Here is a 15,200-nt window from a genome sequence, read left to right on the forward strand (position 1 = left end):
TGGGAGCGGGCTTGACCCGCAATGGCCGCGACGCGTATCAGCGTGGCAACACCGGCTCGCGGGTCTTCTTGCCCTTGCCCTTGCCACCCTTGGCGGCGTCCTTGCGTGCCTTGGCCGCTTCCTGGTTACGCGCAAAGGCGGCCGCCTTGGCCTGCTCGCGCTTGTCCCACGGCTTGGCACCGTCGCTGGCACGCGGCGGCAAGCCGGTGTGCTGGGTCAGGATCTTGGTTTCCTTGGCCACCTTGTGGCTGCCCGCCGGCGTCGAGTTCTTACGCCGCGCACTCTGATAGCTGTCGGTCGCCGGCTGGTGCAGCGGGATCAACTGGTGTTTGGCCGGCCCGATCAGGTCGGCACGCCCCATGCGCTGCAGGGCTTCGCGCAGCATCGGCCAGCCCTTGGGGTCGTGGTAACGCAGGAACGCCTTGTGCAGGCGGCGCTGCTCCTCGCTCTTGACGATGGTCACCGCGTCGCTCTTGTAGGTGACCTTGCGCAGCGGGTTCTTGCCCGAGTGGTACATGGCAGTGGCCGAGGCCATCGGCGACGGGTAGAACGCCTGCACCTGGTCGGCGCGAAAGCCATTGCCCTTGAGCCACAGGGCCAGGTTCATCATGTCTTCGTCGGTAGTGCCCGGGTGCGCCGCGATGAAGTACGGGATCAGGTACTGCTCCTTGCCCGCCTCCTTGGAGTACTTCTCGAACATGCGCTTGAAGCGATCGTAGCTGCCGATACCAGGCTTCATCATCTGGTTCAGCGGGCCTTCCTCGGTATGCTCCGGGGCAATCTTGAGGTAGCCGCCCACGTGGTGGGTGACCAGCTCCTTGACGTACTCCGGCGACTCGACTGCCAGGTCGTAGCGCAGGCCCGAGGCGATCAGAATCTTCTTCACCCCCGGCAGGTCACGCGCACTGCGGTACAGCTGGATCAGCGCCGAGTGGTCGGTGTTCAGGTTGGGGCAGATGCCGGGGAACACGCACGACGGCTTGCGGCACGCAGATTCGATTTCCGGGCTCTTGCAGGCAATGCGGTACATGTTGGCGGTCGGCCCGCCCAGGTCGGAGATAACCCCGGTAAAGCCCGGCACCTTGTCGCGGATTTCTTCGATCTCGCGAATGATCGAGTCGTGGGAACGGTTCTGGATGATGCGGCCTTCGTGCTCGGTGATCGAGCAGAAGGTGCAGCCACCGAAGCAGCCACGCATGATGTTCACCGAGAAGCGGATCATGTCGTAGGCCGGGATCTTCTCCTTGCCATACGCCGGGTGCGGGACGCGCGCATAGGGCATGCCGAACACGTAGTCCATCTCTTCGGTGGTCATCGGGATGGGCGGCGGGTTGAACCACACGTCCACCTCGCCGTGCTTCTGCACCAGCGCACGGGCGTTGCCCGGGTTGGTTTCCAGGTGCAGCACGCGGTTGGCGTGGGCGTACAGCACCGCATCGCTGCGCACCTTCTCGTAGGACGGCAGACGGATCACGGTCTTGTCGCGGGTCATGCGCGGGCTGGCCAGAATCTGCACCACCTTGGCTTCCTGCGGGTCTTCGACCGGGCCCTTCTCCTGCTCGATGGCGCAGGCCTGGGTGTCCTGGGTGTTCACGTACGGGTTGATGATCTTGTCGACCTTGCCCGGCCGGTCGATACGCGTGGAGTCCACTTCGTACCAGCCCTGCGGGGTGTCGCGGCGCACGAAGGCGGTGCCGCGGATGTCGGTGATGTCTTCGATCTTGTGGCCATAGGACAGGCGCTGGGCGACTTCGACGATCGCGCGTTCGGCGTTGCCGTACAGCAGGATGTCGGCGCAGGCGTCGATCAGGATCGAGTGCCGCACCTTGTCCTGCCAGTAGTCGTAGTGCGCGATGCGGCGCAACGAGGCCTCGATGCCACCCAGCACGATCGGCACGTGCTTGTAGGCTTCCTTGCAGCGCTGGCTGTAGACCAGGCTGGCACGGTCGGGGCGCTTGCCGGCCAGGCCACCCGGGGTGTAGGCGTCGTCCGAGCGGATCTTCTTGTCGGCGGTGTAGCGGTTGATCATCGAGTCCATGTTGCCGGCCGCGACACCGAAGAACAGGTTCGGCTCGCCCAGCTTCATGAAGTCGTCTTTGCTCTGCCAGTTCGGCTGGGCAATGATGCCCACCCGGAAGCCCTGGGCTTCGAGCAGCCGGCCGATGATGGCCATGCCGAACGACGGGTGGTCGACGTAGGCGTCACCGGTCACGATGATGATGTCGCAGGAATCCCAGCCGAGCTGATCCATCTCCTCCCTGCTCATCGGCAGGAATGGCGCTGGCCCGAAGCATTCGGCCCAGTACTTGGGATAGTCGAAAAGTGGTTTGGCTGCTTGCATGTCAGTGACCGGTTCTTGGTATCAGGGAAATCGCGGGCGCGGAATATAGCACAAATTTTGACCAATTCCGACGTCAGAAGTCGGAATTGGCCATCGGCACCTTATTCGTCGTCGTCGAAGTTGTAGCTGCCCGGTGCCAGGTTCTCGAAGCGCGTGTACTTGCCGATGAACGCCAGGCGCACGAAGCCGATGGGGCCGTTACGCTGCTTGCCGATGATGATCTCGGCGATGCCCTTATGCTCGGTCTCGGGGTGGTACACCTCGTCGCGGTACACGAACATGATCACGTCGGCGTCCTGCTCGATCGCACCCGATTCACGCAAGTCGGAGTTCACCGGGCGCTTGTTGGGGCGCTGCTCGAGGGAGCGGTTGAGCTGCGACAGGGCGATGACCGGGCAGTTGAATTCCTTGGCCAGGGCCTTGAGCGAGCGCGAGATCTCGGAAATCTCGTTGGTACGGTTGTCGCCGCTGGAGCCCGGGATCTGCATCAGTTGCAGGTAGTCGATCATGATCATGGCGATCTCGCCATGCTCACGCACCAGCCGCCGGGTACGTGCGCGCATTTCCGACGGGCTGATGCCGGCGGTGTCGTCGATGAACAGCTTGCGGTCATTGAGCAGGTTGACCGCCGAAGTCAGGCGCGGCCAGTCGTCGTCGTCCAGCTGGCCGGAACGCACCTTGGTCTGGTCGATGCGCCCCAGCGAGGAGAGCATACGCATGATCAGCGATTCGCCTGGCATCTCCAGTGAGTACACCAGCACCGCCTTGTCGCTGCGCAACACGGCGTTCTCCACCAGGTTCATGGCGAAGGTGGTCTTGCCCATCGACGGACGGCCGGCCACGATGATCAGGTCGGCCGGTTGCAGGCCGCTGGTCTTCTCGTCCAGGTCGGTGTAGCCGGTGGAAATACCGGTGATGGCGCTGTCGGAGTTGAACAGCGTGTCGATGCGGTCGATGGCCTTGGTCAGCAGTTCGTTGACCCCTACCGGACCACCGGTCTTGGGCCGTGCTTCGGCGATCTGGAAGATCTGCCGTTCGGCCTCGTCGAGGATCTCGGCGGCGTTGCGGCCCTGGGGGTTGAACGCGCTGTCGGCGATCTCGCTGCTGATACTGATCAGCTGGCGCAGTGTGGCGCGCTCGCGAATGATCTGCGCATAGGCCTTGATGTTGGCCACCGACGGGGTGTTCTTGGCCAGCTCGCCCAGGTAACCCAGGCCACCGACCTGGGAGCTCAGGCCTTCCTTGTCGAGCTGCTCGTGCAGCGTCACCACGTCGAACGGGGTGTTGAGGTCGGCGAGCTTGTAGATGGCGCGGAAGATCAGGCGATGGTCATGCCGGTAGAAGTCGCCGTCGGAGACTTGATCGAGCACGCGCTCCCAGGCGTTGTTGTCCAGCATCAGGCCACCGAGTACGGCCTGTTCGGCCTCGATGGAATGCGGCGGCACCTTCAGGGCAGCGGTTTGCAGATCATATTGCTCGGGGGCGGTTATCTCGTTCATGGCCACTTGGGAATCAGGGTGTTGAAAAAGACAAAGGGCACGACCTGCAATGCAGGATCGTGCCCGATGTTAACCGGCTGGCACCCAGGGTGCCAGTCGATTGGTCCAGCTTAGGCTGCGACGACAACCACGCGAACGGTGGCTTCTACGTCGCTGTGCAGGTGCACGGCTACGTCGAATTCGCCAACGTTGCGGATGGTGCCGTTCGGCAGACGCACTTCAGACTTGGCCACTTCAACGCCGGAGGCGGTCAGGGCGTCAGCGATGTCGTGGGTGCCGATCGAACCGAACAGCTTGCCTTCGTCACCGGCGGTGGCAGTGATGGTCACTTCCAGCTCGGCCAGTTGGGCAGCGCGGGTTTCAGCCGAAGCTTTCTTGTCAGCAGCCAGTTTTTCCAGCTCGGCGCGACGCTCTTCGAACGCAGCCAGGTTGGCAGCGGTCGCAGCGGTAGCCTTGCCGAATGGCAGCAGGAAGTTACGACCGTACCCGGCCTTAACATTTACCTTGTCGCCCAGGTTGCCCAGGTTGGCGACTTTTTCCAGCAGGATCAGTTCCATTAGGTATAAACCTCTTAACTTTTAACCTTCACCGTTCGCGTCACCGGCATCTTTCGATGCAGAACGACCGCGAAAATCAATCAGGCTGTCGACAATGGCCAGAACCACGAGCAACGGATAAATCAGCTGCATGAACAGCACCAGCGTCACGTACATCCCCACCAGCCAGAACCTGGCCAGGCGCTTCTGCGCGACCAGCCCGTGAATCAGGGCCAGCCCGGCGAATACCAGCGGTACGCTGCACAACGGTGTCAACATCGCCAGTTCGCTGCCGAAATTCGGCGCTATCAGCATGCACACCAGCAGCAACAGCGCCGGTACCAGCGGGAGCCGTATGGCGCGAAACTCGCTGCCAAAGCCTCCCGGGTTGTACAACGCGGCTTGCCAGTAGCGACCCAACATCAGGGCCAGCAGACTGACTGCCTGCAGCAATGCCGCAATCAGGCCGGTAAGCACCGGTGCGATCACGCTCCCCAGGCGGGCCCGCTCTTCTACCGTCAACTGCTGGTAGAGACCGTCGAGCATCTGCGGCAGGGCTTTTTCAAGCACCTGCGCCAGCGCTTCGATCGGTTCGCGGAACACCGAACCCAGGATGACGCCATACACCAGGCCCCAGGCGATGCTGAACAACAGCACCCGGCTCCAGGACTGTCCGGCGCGTAGCAACGCAGCCAGACCGAAGGTTCCCAGCAACACCATCAAGGTGCGCGGTTCACCGAAGAACCACCAGACCAGCGCGGGCAGCAATGCCCAGGCGAGGATCCCGGAGGCGTCCTTGAAACCGCGCCGCAGGAACACCAGGCTCCCGGCGGCGGCACTCAACCAGAACAACAGCGGCAATGCCGCACAACCGACCACTACCAGAGTGGCCTGCACGCGACCGCGCATGATGAAATCAGCTAACGCTCGCATGCACTTTATCCCTTGCTACCTGTCGACGACCCGGTCTCAGCGGCCGTGGCTGTCGGTGTAGGCCAGCAGGGCCAGGAAGCGGGCGCGCTTGATAGCGGTAGCCAGCTGACGCTGATAACGAGCTTTGGTACCGGTGATACGGCTTGGAACGATCTTGCCGGTTTCGGATACATAAGCTTTCAGGGTGTTGAGATCTTTGTAATCGATCTCTTTCACTTCTTCAGCAGTGAAGCGGCAGAATTTACGACGACGGAAGAAACGTGCCATGTAATAGGCTCCTCAAAAGGTCCGTGGATTACTCGTCAGCGTTATCGCTGTTGTCGCTGTTGTCGCTGTCATCGCCTTCGGCGTTGTCAGCGTGCTCAGGACGGTCGCGACGCTCACGGCGCTCACTGCGGTTTTCTTCAGCCTTGAGCATCTCGGACTGGCCGGTAACGGCTTCGTCGCGACGGATGACCAGGTTACGGATCACGGCATCGTTGTAGCGGAAGTTGTCTTCCAGCTCGGCCAGGGCCTTGCCGGTGCACTCAACGTTCAGCATCACGTAGTGAGCCTTGTGAACATTGTTGATTGCATAGGCCAGTTGACGACGGCCCCAGTCTTCCAGACGGTGGATCTTGCCGCCGTCTTCTTCGATCAGCTTGGTGTAACGCTCAACCATGCCGCCGACTTGCTCGCTCTGGTCAGGGTGGACCAGAAAGATGATTTCGTAATGACGCATGAATGCTCCTTACGGGTTGTAGTCTGCCACCAGGGTGGTCAGACAAGGAGTGAATGACACTGTTTGTCTTGCCTTGTGCGGTGGGCGCATGCGCGCCTGCCAGCGGGGCAAGGGGCGCAATTGTAGAGAAGCGCCGGGGCGCACGCAAGGTAATTGGTGATTATTTGAACAGCCTTGAAAGCATCGCGGGCCAAGCCAGCCCCCACACAGGCCACCGAAAGCCCTGTGGGAGCGGGCTTGACCCGCGAAAGTGGCAACGCCTTATCAGGCCTTGCGCTTGGCCTGACGCTGACGCACCGCCTCGAACAGGCACACGCCCGTGGCCACCGACACGTTCAGGCTGCTGACGCTGCCGGCCATCGGCAGCTTCACCAGAAAATCGCAGTGCTCGCGGGTCAGGCGGCGCATGCCCTTGCCCTCGGCGCCCATGATCAGGATGGTCGGGCCGGTCAGGTCCTGCTGATACAGTTCCTGTTCGGCCTCCCCCGCCGTGCCCACCACCCACAGGCCGCGCTGCTGGAGTTTCTCCAGGGTACGCGCCAGGTTGGTCACGGCCACCAGCGGAATCACCTCGGCAGCGCCACACGCCACCTTGCGTACCGCCGGGGTCAGGGTCGCCGACTTGTCCTTGGGCACCACCACCGCCAGCGCACCGGCCGCATCGGCGGTGCGCAGGCAGGCGCCCAGGTTGTGCGGGTCGGTCACACCGTCCAGCACCAGAATCAGCGGCGCGCCTTCGGTGCGGTCCAGCAGCTCTTCGAGCATCGCCTCGCCCCACACCTGGCTCGGGCTGACCTCGGCGACCACGCCCTGGTGCACGCCCTCGACCCAGGCGTCCATCTCGCGGCGTTCAGCCTGGCCGACCGTCACTCGGTTCTGTGCGGCCAGCTCCAGCAGGGCCTGCACCCGCGGTTCGCTGCGGCTGTCGGCCAGCCAGATCTGCTTGACCCGCTTGGGGTGGTGGCGCAACAGGGCCTCCACCGCATGCACACCGTAGATCTTTTCCAGCTGACTCATGACTTGCCCTTGGGTTTACGTGAAGCGGAACCGGCTTTTGGCGGCCCCTTGCGGTGCTTGCTCGGTTTCTCCGAAGACGTCTTCGAGCCCTTGGCCGCAGGCTTGCCCACGGCGTTCTTGGCATCGGACAGCAACGCCTTCTTCATTTCCCGGCTCTTGCGCACTTCGGCGTTCTTGGCTGCGGCATCGGCCGGGAAATAGGCTTCGGAGGTTTCGTTCTTGCGGCTGCGGCGCGGCGGCTCGGCCGGCGCCGCTTCGACCTTGGCGGCCTTGGCCGGCGCGCTGTAGGGCTTGGCGGCACCATTGGACTTGGCCGGGGCAGCGCCCGTCTTGCCCTTGGCGGCAGGCTCGGCACCACGCTGCTTGCGACCGATCGGCGCATTCAGGGTGTTTTCGGCCATCTCGAAATCGATCTTGCGCTGTTCGAGGTCCACGCGCATCACGCGCACTTCGACCGTGTCGCCCAGGCGGAAGCTGCGACCGGTGCGCTCGCCCGCCAGGCGGTGGTGTACCGGGTCGAAGTGGTAGTAGTCACCCGGCAAGGCACTGACGTGCACCATGCCTTCGACGTAGATGTCGGTCAGCTCGATGAACAGGCCGAAACCGGTCACCGCGGTGATCACACCCGGGAAGCTTTCGCCCACGCGATCCTTCATGTACTCGCACTTGAGCCAGTTGGTCACGTCGCGGGTGGCTTCGTCGGCGCGTCGCTCGCTCATCGAGCACTGCTCGCCCAGCTGCTCCAGGGCCGCCTCGTCGTACGGGTAGATGCGCGCCTTGGGAATGCTCATCGCGCCGGCCCGCTTGACGTGCGGGGTTTCCTGGCGCGAACGGATCACGCTGCGGATGGCACGGTGGGTCAGCAGGTCGGGGTAACGCCGGATCGGCGAGGTGAAGTGGGTGTACGCCTCGTAGTTCAGGCCGAAGTGGCCGTTGTTGTCGGCGCTGTACACCGCCTGGCTCAGCGAGCGCAGCATCACGGTCTGGATCAGGTGGAAGTCAGGGCGACCGGCGATCTGCGACAGCAGCGCCTGGTAGTCCTTGGGCGACGGACCATCCTTGCCCTTGTGCAGCGAAAGCCCCAGCTCGCCGAGGAAGGCGCGCAGTTTTTCCAGGCGCTCCGGCGGCGGACCGTCGTGCACGCGGTACAACGCAGGGATCTCGTGCTTCTTGAGGAACTCGGCCGTCGCCACGTTGGCCGCGAGCATGCATTCTTCGATCAACTTGTGCGCATCGTTGCGCACGGTCGGGCGAATTTCCGCGATCTTGCGCTCGGCACCGAAGATGATGCGGGTTTCCTGGGTTTCGAAGTCGATCGCGCCACGGGTGTGACGGGCCGCCAGCAACACCTTGTACAGCGCATACAGCTGCTTGAGGTCCGGCACCACGTGGCTGTACTGCTCGCGCAGCGCCTTGCCTTCACGGGTACGGGCATGTTCGAGCATGCTACTGACCTTGTTGTAGGTCAGGCGCGCGTGGGAGTGGATGACCGCTTCGTAGAACTGGTAATCGACCATCTGGCCGGACTTGTTGATGGTCATTTCACAGACCATCGCCAGCCGGTCGACGTTCGGGTTCAGCGAGCACAGGCCGTTGGAAAGTTCCTCGGGCAGCATCGGGATCACCCGCTCGGGGAAGTACACCGAGTTGCCGCGCACCTGGGCTTCGTTGTCCAGGGCAGAGCCCAGGCGCACGTAGCTGGACACGTCGGCAATCGCCACGAACAGGCGCCAGCCACCGGAGAACAGGCGCAACTTGCCCAGGCTTTCGCAGTACACGGCATCGTCGAAGTCCCGTGCGTCTTCGCCGTCGATGGTGACGAACGGCAGGTGACGCAGGTCGATGCGGTGTTCCTTGTCCTTCTCTTCGACTTCAGGCTTGAGCTTGCGCGCTTCCTTGATGACCGCCTCGGGCCATACATGGGGAATGTCGTAGCTGCGCAGCGCCACGTCGATTTCCATGCCCGGCGCCATGTAGTTGCCGATCACTTCGACGATATCGCCCTGCGGCTGGAAGCGCTGGGTCGGCCAGTGGGTGATCTTCACCTCGACGAACTGGCCGACCTTGGCGCCGGCATTGCGGCCCGGGGTTACCAGCACTTCCTGCTGGACCTTGGGGTTGTCGGGGGTCACGAAGCCCACCCCGCCTTCCTCGAAGTAGCGCCCCACGATGCTTTCGTGGGCACGGGAGATCACTTCGACCACCACGCCTTCACGCCGGCCGCGCCGGTCAAGCCCGGACACGCGCGCCAGCGCTCGGTCGCCATCGAACACCAGGCGCATCTGCGCCGGGCTCAGGAACAGGTCGTCGCTGCCATCGTCGGGGACGAGAAAACCGAAACCGTCGCGGTGGCCCGAGATGCGACCCAGGATCAGGTCCAGCTTGTCTACCGGGGCATAGGTGCCGCGCCGGGTGTAGATCAGCTGGCCGTCGCGCTCCATGGCGCGCAGGCGGCGACGCAAGGCCTCGATCTGGTCCTCGGTCTGCAGGCCGAACTCTTCCACCAGTTGCTCGCGGGCGGCGGGAGAGCCGCGCTCGTCAAGGCGCTGGAGGATCAGCTCACGGCTAGGAATGGGGTTTTCGTATTTTTCCGCTTCACGAGCGGCCTCGGGATCGAGGGTCTGCCAATCGGCCATTAGTAGGGGTTCACCTTGTCTATATAGGGTTAGTTTGGCATAGCCGTATTGAAACCGGAAATCCGAGGCTTTGACAGCCCCGTCAGGGCCCTTGAGTGATGCCAAAACAGCCCAAGGAACAACGACTTGAAATTTTTGAGATTTTTTCTGAACGGGGCTTTACAGCCTTCGAGGGCATCCGTATAGTGCGCACCACAACGACGGACAGCGTCGTTATAGTTGAGAAGCGGCGCGATGTGAAGCATCATGAAGCCTCGACGATATGCCCAGATGGTGAAATTGGTAGACACGCCAGCTTCAGGTGCTGGTGACCTTACGGTCGTGGAAGTTCGAGTCTTCTTCTGGGCACCAATTTTCAAGTTTCAGATTAGCTTGCCTGTCTGGAATTTACGCAACACACGCTACACCGTTTCATGTTTCAATGCTTCAACTTTGCCCAGATGGTGAAATTGGTAGACACGCCAGCTTCAGGTGCTGGTGACCTTACGGTCGTGGAAGTTCGAGTCTTCTTCTGGGCACCATATTCTAGAGAAACCCGCGAAAGCGGGTTTTTTTATGCCTGCGATTCGAGCTCACCCCACTGCCGCCCATTCGGACGCTGCGTTGCCACCCCGCCCCGCCCAACAAATCAAGTGAGTTAACCGATAGTCAGCTCATGAATTTTTCCTCACGGGCGTACTTGAGAAACTATATCGTTTATCATTGTTTCAAGATTTGTAGCCCGCAAGCGAGGAACCACCCGCATGACGATCCGCATCAACCCGATTTTGCGCGGCCTGGCCGTTTCCGTGTTCAGCCTGGTGCTCGCAGCACCCGCCGCCATGGCCGCCGACCCTGTGACGCTGACCCTGTACAACGGCCAGCACAAGGAAATCGGCGAAGCCATCGCCAAGGCCTACGAGGCCAAGACCGGCATTCACATCAATATCCGCAAGGGCAGCAGCAACCAGCTGGCCAGCCAGATCGAGGAGGAAGGCGCACGCTCCCCGGCCGACGTCATCTATACCGAAGAATCGCCGCCGCTGAACAACCTGGGCGAGAAGGGCCTGCTGGCCAAGATCGACGATTCGACCCTGCAAGTGCTGCCAAAGGAATACGTGGCCAGCAACGGCACCTGGATGGGCGTGACCGCACGCACCCGCGTGGTGGCCTTCAACCCCAAGGTGATCGACGAAAAAGACCTGCCCCAATCGGTGATGGACTTCGCCGACCCCGAGTGGGACGGCAAGGTCGGCTTCGTGCCCACCAGCGGCGCGTTCCAGGAACAGGCCGTGGCCATCCTCAAGCTGCACGGGCGTGAAGCGGCCGAAGAATGGCTGACCGGCCTCAAGGCCTTCGGCAAGACCTACACCAACAACATGGTTGCCCTCAAGGCCGTGGAAAACGGCGAAGTGGCTGCCGTACTGGTGAACAACTACTACTGGTACGCCCTCAAGAAAGAGCGCGGCCAGCTGGACTCCAAACTCTACTACCTGGCCGACGGCGACGTCGGTGGCCTGGTGACCATCTCCAGCGCCGCGGCGGTCAAGGCCAGCAAGCACCCCAAGGAAGCCCAGGCCCTGCTCGCCTGGATGGCCAGCGAAGAAGGCCAGCGCGTGATCACCCAGACCACCGCCGAGTATCCGCTGCACAAGGGCATGGTCTCGGACCAGGGCCTGAAGCCGTTCGAAGACCTGCGCCCGCCGAAGATCACCCCGGCCGACCTGGGCAATGCCGAGGAAGCCCTGGAACTTGAGCGCGAGGTCGGCCTGCTCTGATGGAAGCCGTGCTGCCTGCGCCGTCTGTGGCGCGTTATGTTCCGCGCCGCAAGCGCCCCTCGATCTGGGTGGTGCTGCCGGTGCTGCTGCTGGTGGGCCTGAGCCTGCTGCCGTTGCTGTACGTGGGCCTCAAGGCCTGGCAGGCCGGCTGGCGCGAGGCGTTGTACCTGCTGTGGCGGCCCTTCGTCTGGGGCCTGATGAAGAACACCCTGCTGCTGATGGCCGGGGTGACCGTGGCCTGCGCCGTGGTCGGCCTGGCCCTGGCCTGGCTGCTGGAGCGCAGCGACCTGCGCGGGCGGCGTTTGTGGGGCGTGATCCTGTGCCTGCCGTTTGCCGTGCCGGCGTTCGTCAGCGGCTTCACCTGGGTCTCGCTGAGCCCGCGCTTCGAGGGGCTGGGCGGGGCGATCCTGGTGATGGCGCTGTCCAAGTATCCACTGGTGTTCCTGCCGGTGGCCGCGACCCTGCGCAACCTCGACACCTCGCTTGAAGAATCGGCCCGCACCCTGGGCTACAACCGCTGGGGGGTGTTCCGCCGGGTCACCCTGCCGCTGCTGTGGCCGTCGATCCTGGGCGGCAGCCTGCTGATTGCCTTGCACATGCTGGTGGAATTCGGCGCGCTGTCGATCCTGGGCCTGCAGACCTTCACCACCGCGATCTACCAGCAGTTCGAGCTGGAGTTCAGCAACGCCAATGCGGCGATGCTCTCGGCGGTGCTGCTGTTCATGTGCCTGTTGCTGCTGTGGTTCGAGCTGCGGGTACGCGGCAAGGCGCGGCACGTGCGCATCGGCCAGGGCGTGGCACGCCGCGCCAAGCCGATCCGCCTGGGTGGCTGGAGCGTACTGGGGCAGTTGAGCTGCCTGCTGCTGGCAGTGCTGGGCAGCGGCATCCCGCTGGGCATGCTGGGCTACTGGCTGAGCGTGGGATCGTCGGCGGCCTTCCCGGTGGCCGACATCAGCCGGGCGCTGTTCTCGTCGCTGTCGCTGGCACTGGGCGGCGCGGGGGTGAGCCTGCTGCTGGCGTTACCGGTGAGCTTTCTGGTGGTGCGCTACAAGGGCCGCCTGGCGATCTGGGCCGAGCGCCTGCCCTACTTGCTGCACGCGCTGCCGGGGCTGGTGATTGCGCTGACCCTGGTGTATTTCGCCCTGCACTATGTGCCGGCGCTGTACCAGACCACCGGCCTGCTGTTGCTGGCCTATGCGCTGCTGTTCTTGCCGCTGGCGCAGGCGCCGGTGCGTACCGCGCTGACCAAGGCCGCACCACAGCTGGAAGAGGCGGCGCGCACCCTGGGCGCGACGCCGTTCAAGGCGTTCTGCAAGGTGACCCTGCCGATCATCTTCCCGGCCCTGGCGGCAGCGTTTGCGCTGGTGTTCCTGGATGCGATGAAGGAACTGACCGCCACCCTGCTGCTCAGCCCCACCGGCATGACCACGCTGGCGACCGAAGTGTGGGCGCATACCGCCAACGTCGAATTCGCGGCGGCGGCGCCCTATGCGGCGCTGTTGATTGTGGTGTCGGGGTTGCCGGTGTACCTGCTGACGACGCGGATGTACCTGAACCGCGCCTAGACCGCGACGCATCCTTCGCCGGCAAGGCCGGCTCCTACAGACGACGCAAACCCTGTAGGAGCCGGCCTTGCCGGCGAACGTGGCTCACGCCCTGAACTGCCCCAGGCTGGCCTTCAACTGCGCCGCCAGGTCATCCAGCACCTTGCTGCTGGCCGTGGTCTGCATCACCACCTGCGCTGCACGCTCGGCCTGGGCATGAATCGTCTCGACCCGCCCACGCACCGCCTGCGCCCCCTGCGCCTGCTGCTCGGCCGCCCGGGTGGCCAGGCCGATCGCCGCATGCACCTGCTCCACCGACACCTGCACCGACTGCTGCAGGCGCGCGTTGTCCTTGAGCACGGTCAAGCCTTCGCTGGCCTGACGCCCGGCCTGGCTGATGGCTGCCACCGCCTCTCGCGCGCCCTGCTGCAAGGCACCGATGTGCGCCTGGATATCGCCGGTCGAGCTCTGGGTCTTGCTCGCCAGCGCCCGCACTTCGTCGGCCACCACGGCAAACCCGCGCCCGGTCTCGCCAGCCCGCGCCGCCTCGATGGCGGCATTGAGCGCCAGCAGGTTGGTCTGCTCGGCAATCCCGTGGATCACCTCCAGCACCACCTCGATCTGCTGGCTCTGCTCGGCCAGCCGCTCGATCACCTTGGAGCCCGCCCCCACCTGCCCGGCCAACGCTTCGATCAGCTTGGCCACCTGGGCCGAGGTACGGCTGTTCTCGTCGGTGGCCTGGCGAATGTCCACCACCTGCTGCAACGCTGCCTGCATGGCCTGGCTTTCGGCCTGGGCTTCATCGGCCATGCTCGACAGGGCACGCAGGCTCTCGGCCACTTCATCGCGCTGCGAAGCGGCCGCCGCATCGGCGCCCGCGTTGTTCTGCGCCATGGTGCCGATCTCGACCCCGGTGCGCTGCGCCACCTCGCCCGCTTCGCGCACGATGGGCTGCAGCTTGTCGACGAACTGGTTGACCGCTGCAGCCATGTCGCCGATCTCGTCTCGGCTGTCGATCGGCACGCGCTTGGTCAGGTCGCCGTCGCCGGCCGCCAGGTCGTTGAGCGCGGCAATCAGCAGGCGCAGCTTGCTCAGCACGCGCCGGCCGAGTACCACGGCCACCACCAGCAATACGCCGAAGCCCACCGCCACCAGCCCCAGGCCGATGTTCCAGCGCAGGGTCGCCGCTGCTTGCTGCACGGTCTGCGAGGTGTTGGCCTGCATCGCCGCAGCACTGGCCTGGGCCGCCTGCAGGCGGGCGCTCAGGGCCTTGTTGCTGTCGGCCGCAGCGCCCACCAGGCTGTCGCCGACCAACTGGTCGCCGCTGGCGATCAGCGCCGAGAAGCGCGCGTCCAGCGCCTTGAGCTCGTTGTCGACCGACGCCGTGGAGACGCCCATCACCACCTTGCCGATCTCGGTGCCGTTGGGGTTGATCGAGGCTTCGATCATGTACACCGCCGGGTCGTTGCGCGCCGCATCCAGCACCTTGTCGAGCGCCCGTTCGCCCTGGCCCTTTTCCATCAGGGCCTGGTTGATCGGGTTCTGCCGGTTCAGGTAGCGGGTCAGGTGCTGGCCCTGGGCGTCGTCGTAGACCACGAAGAGCACGTTGGCATTGCGCTGGGCGCGCCGGGAAAACTCCGACAGTGCCGGTATGTCGTCATCCCAGATGGCCCGCGGCGCAACCGATGCCAGCAGTTCGGCCATGTGATTGGCCGACTCCTTGAGGCTTTTTTCGAGGGTGACGCGCAGTTGCGCCTGCTCCTCCTGAAGGCGTGCGGATAGCCCGGCGGACAAACGCTGGCGGGTACTGGCCGAAAGGCTGTCCAGGCCCGAGCTGAGCTCACGCCCGGCTTGCTCCAGTTCACCCGACAGTTTCTGGCTATCTGCACCCAGGCGATTACCCAGATCGGCCTCCAGCGCAGTCACCGTGCTCCGCGTCAGCGCGACCGCAACCAGCACCTGCACCAAAAGAGCGATACCCAACGCAACAAAGACAGGCCGCAACAGGCGGCTTCGTAACAATGAGAGAACGGCCGACACACAAGAACCCTCCGTATCGCGGGGCCATTATAGTGATGGCACCTTATAGGACGATTCTTACAGCAAAGGCCGTGCCGGGCAGCAGGCATACCGGTCAAATTTATAGCCAGGGCTGACCTTTATGACCCTTTCACCAACTGGCCAAAAAAAACGCCGCTGGCCCGGAGGGACAGCGG

The 15,200-nt window shown here is 63.8% G+C and carries 11 protein-coding genes and 2 tRNA genes; 4 read left to right on the plus strand and 9 right to left on the minus strand.

All coding sequences use genetic code 11. The features are described from left to right. Positions 1–37: 37 nt before the first annotated feature. From JZZ72_RS00265 to rnr, 8 genes are all read right to left on the minus strand, one after another. Positions 38–2,341 carry a YgiQ family radical SAM protein gene (locus JZZ72_RS00265; RefSeq protein ID WP_043863520.1) on the minus strand — a complete coding sequence of 768 codons (2,304 nt, stop codon included), beginning with the start codon at positions 2,339–2,341 and terminating at the stop codon, positions 38–40. Positions 2,342–2,442: 101 nt separating this feature from the next. Then, a complete protein-coding gene (gene dnaB, locus JZZ72_RS00270; RefSeq protein WP_043863521.1) occupies positions 2,443–3,840 on the minus strand; it encodes a replicative DNA helicase in 1,398 nt (465 codons plus the stop codon). A 110-nt stretch (positions 3,841–3,950) separates the two neighbouring features. After that, positions 3,951–4,397 carry a 50S ribosomal protein L9 gene (gene rplI, locus JZZ72_RS00275; RefSeq protein ID WP_043863522.1) on the minus strand — a complete coding sequence of 149 codons (447 nt, stop codon included), beginning with the start codon at positions 4,395–4,397 and terminating at the stop codon, positions 3,951–3,953. 21 nt (positions 4,398–4,418) lie between these two features. Then, positions 4,419–5,309 (minus strand): hypothetical protein, encoded by an 891-nt coding sequence (locus JZZ72_RS00280; protein ID WP_043863523.1) that lies wholly within the window; start codon positions 5,307–5,309, stop codon positions 4,419–4,421. Between the two features lie 36 nt (positions 5,310–5,345). Further along, positions 5,346–5,576 carry a 30S ribosomal protein S18 gene (gene rpsR / locus JZZ72_RS00285; RefSeq protein ID WP_003171373.1) on the minus strand — a complete coding sequence of 77 codons (231 nt, stop codon included), beginning with the start codon at positions 5,574–5,576 and terminating at the stop codon, positions 5,346–5,348. A gap of 28 nt (positions 5,577–5,604) precedes the next feature. Next, positions 5,605–6,030, minus strand: coding sequence for a 30S ribosomal protein S6 (rpsF, locus tag JZZ72_RS00290; RefSeq protein ID WP_043863524.1), 426 nt, complete (start codon positions 6,028–6,030; stop codon positions 5,605–5,607). A gap of 264 nt (positions 6,031–6,294) precedes the next feature. Further along, a complete protein-coding gene (gene rlmB / locus JZZ72_RS00295; protein ID WP_043863525.1) occupies positions 6,295–7,047 on the minus strand; it encodes a 23S rRNA (guanosine(2251)-2'-O)-methyltransferase RlmB in 753 nt (250 codons plus the stop codon). Next, positions 7,044–9,683, minus strand: coding sequence for a ribonuclease R (gene rnr, locus JZZ72_RS00300; RefSeq protein WP_058541588.1), 2,640 nt, complete (start codon positions 9,681–9,683; stop codon positions 7,044–7,046). Before rnr ends, rlmB begins: the two co-directional genes overlap by 4 nt. Positions 9,684–9,947: 264 nt before the next feature. Between rnr and JZZ72_RS00305 the strand changes: the two genes are divergently transcribed. From JZZ72_RS00305 to JZZ72_RS00320, 4 genes are all read left to right on the plus strand, one after another. Continuing rightward, a tRNA-Leu gene (locus tag JZZ72_RS00305) sits at positions 9,948–10,034 on the plus strand. Positions 10,035–10,117: 83 nt separating this feature from the next. Beyond that, positions 10,118–10,204, plus strand: a tRNA-Leu gene (locus JZZ72_RS00310). Between the two features lie 222 nt (positions 10,205–10,426). Continuing rightward, entirely contained in the window at positions 10,427–11,440 is a 1,014-nt protein-coding gene (locus tag JZZ72_RS00315) for an extracellular solute-binding protein (protein WP_043863527.1), read from the plus strand. Beyond that, a complete protein-coding gene (locus JZZ72_RS00320) occupies positions 11,440–13,005 on the plus strand; it encodes an ABC transporter permease (RefSeq protein ID WP_043863528.1) in 1,566 nt (521 codons plus the stop codon). The genes JZZ72_RS00315 and JZZ72_RS00320 overlap by 1 nt, the downstream gene beginning before the upstream one ends. A gap of 84 nt (positions 13,006–13,089) precedes the next feature. Here the strand turns inward: JZZ72_RS00320 and JZZ72_RS00325 are convergent, their stop codons facing one another. Then, positions 13,090–15,024, minus strand: a complete 1,935-nt coding sequence (locus JZZ72_RS00325; RefSeq protein ID WP_043863529.1) for a methyl-accepting chemotaxis protein — start codon at positions 15,022–15,024, stop codon at positions 13,090–13,092. Between the last annotated feature and the right edge of the window lie 176 nt (positions 15,025–15,200).

Source organism: Pseudomonas palmensis (assembly GCF_017848315.1).
Lineage (GTDB): Bacteria > Pseudomonadota > Gammaproteobacteria > Pseudomonadales > Pseudomonadaceae > Aquipseudomonas > Aquipseudomonas palmensis.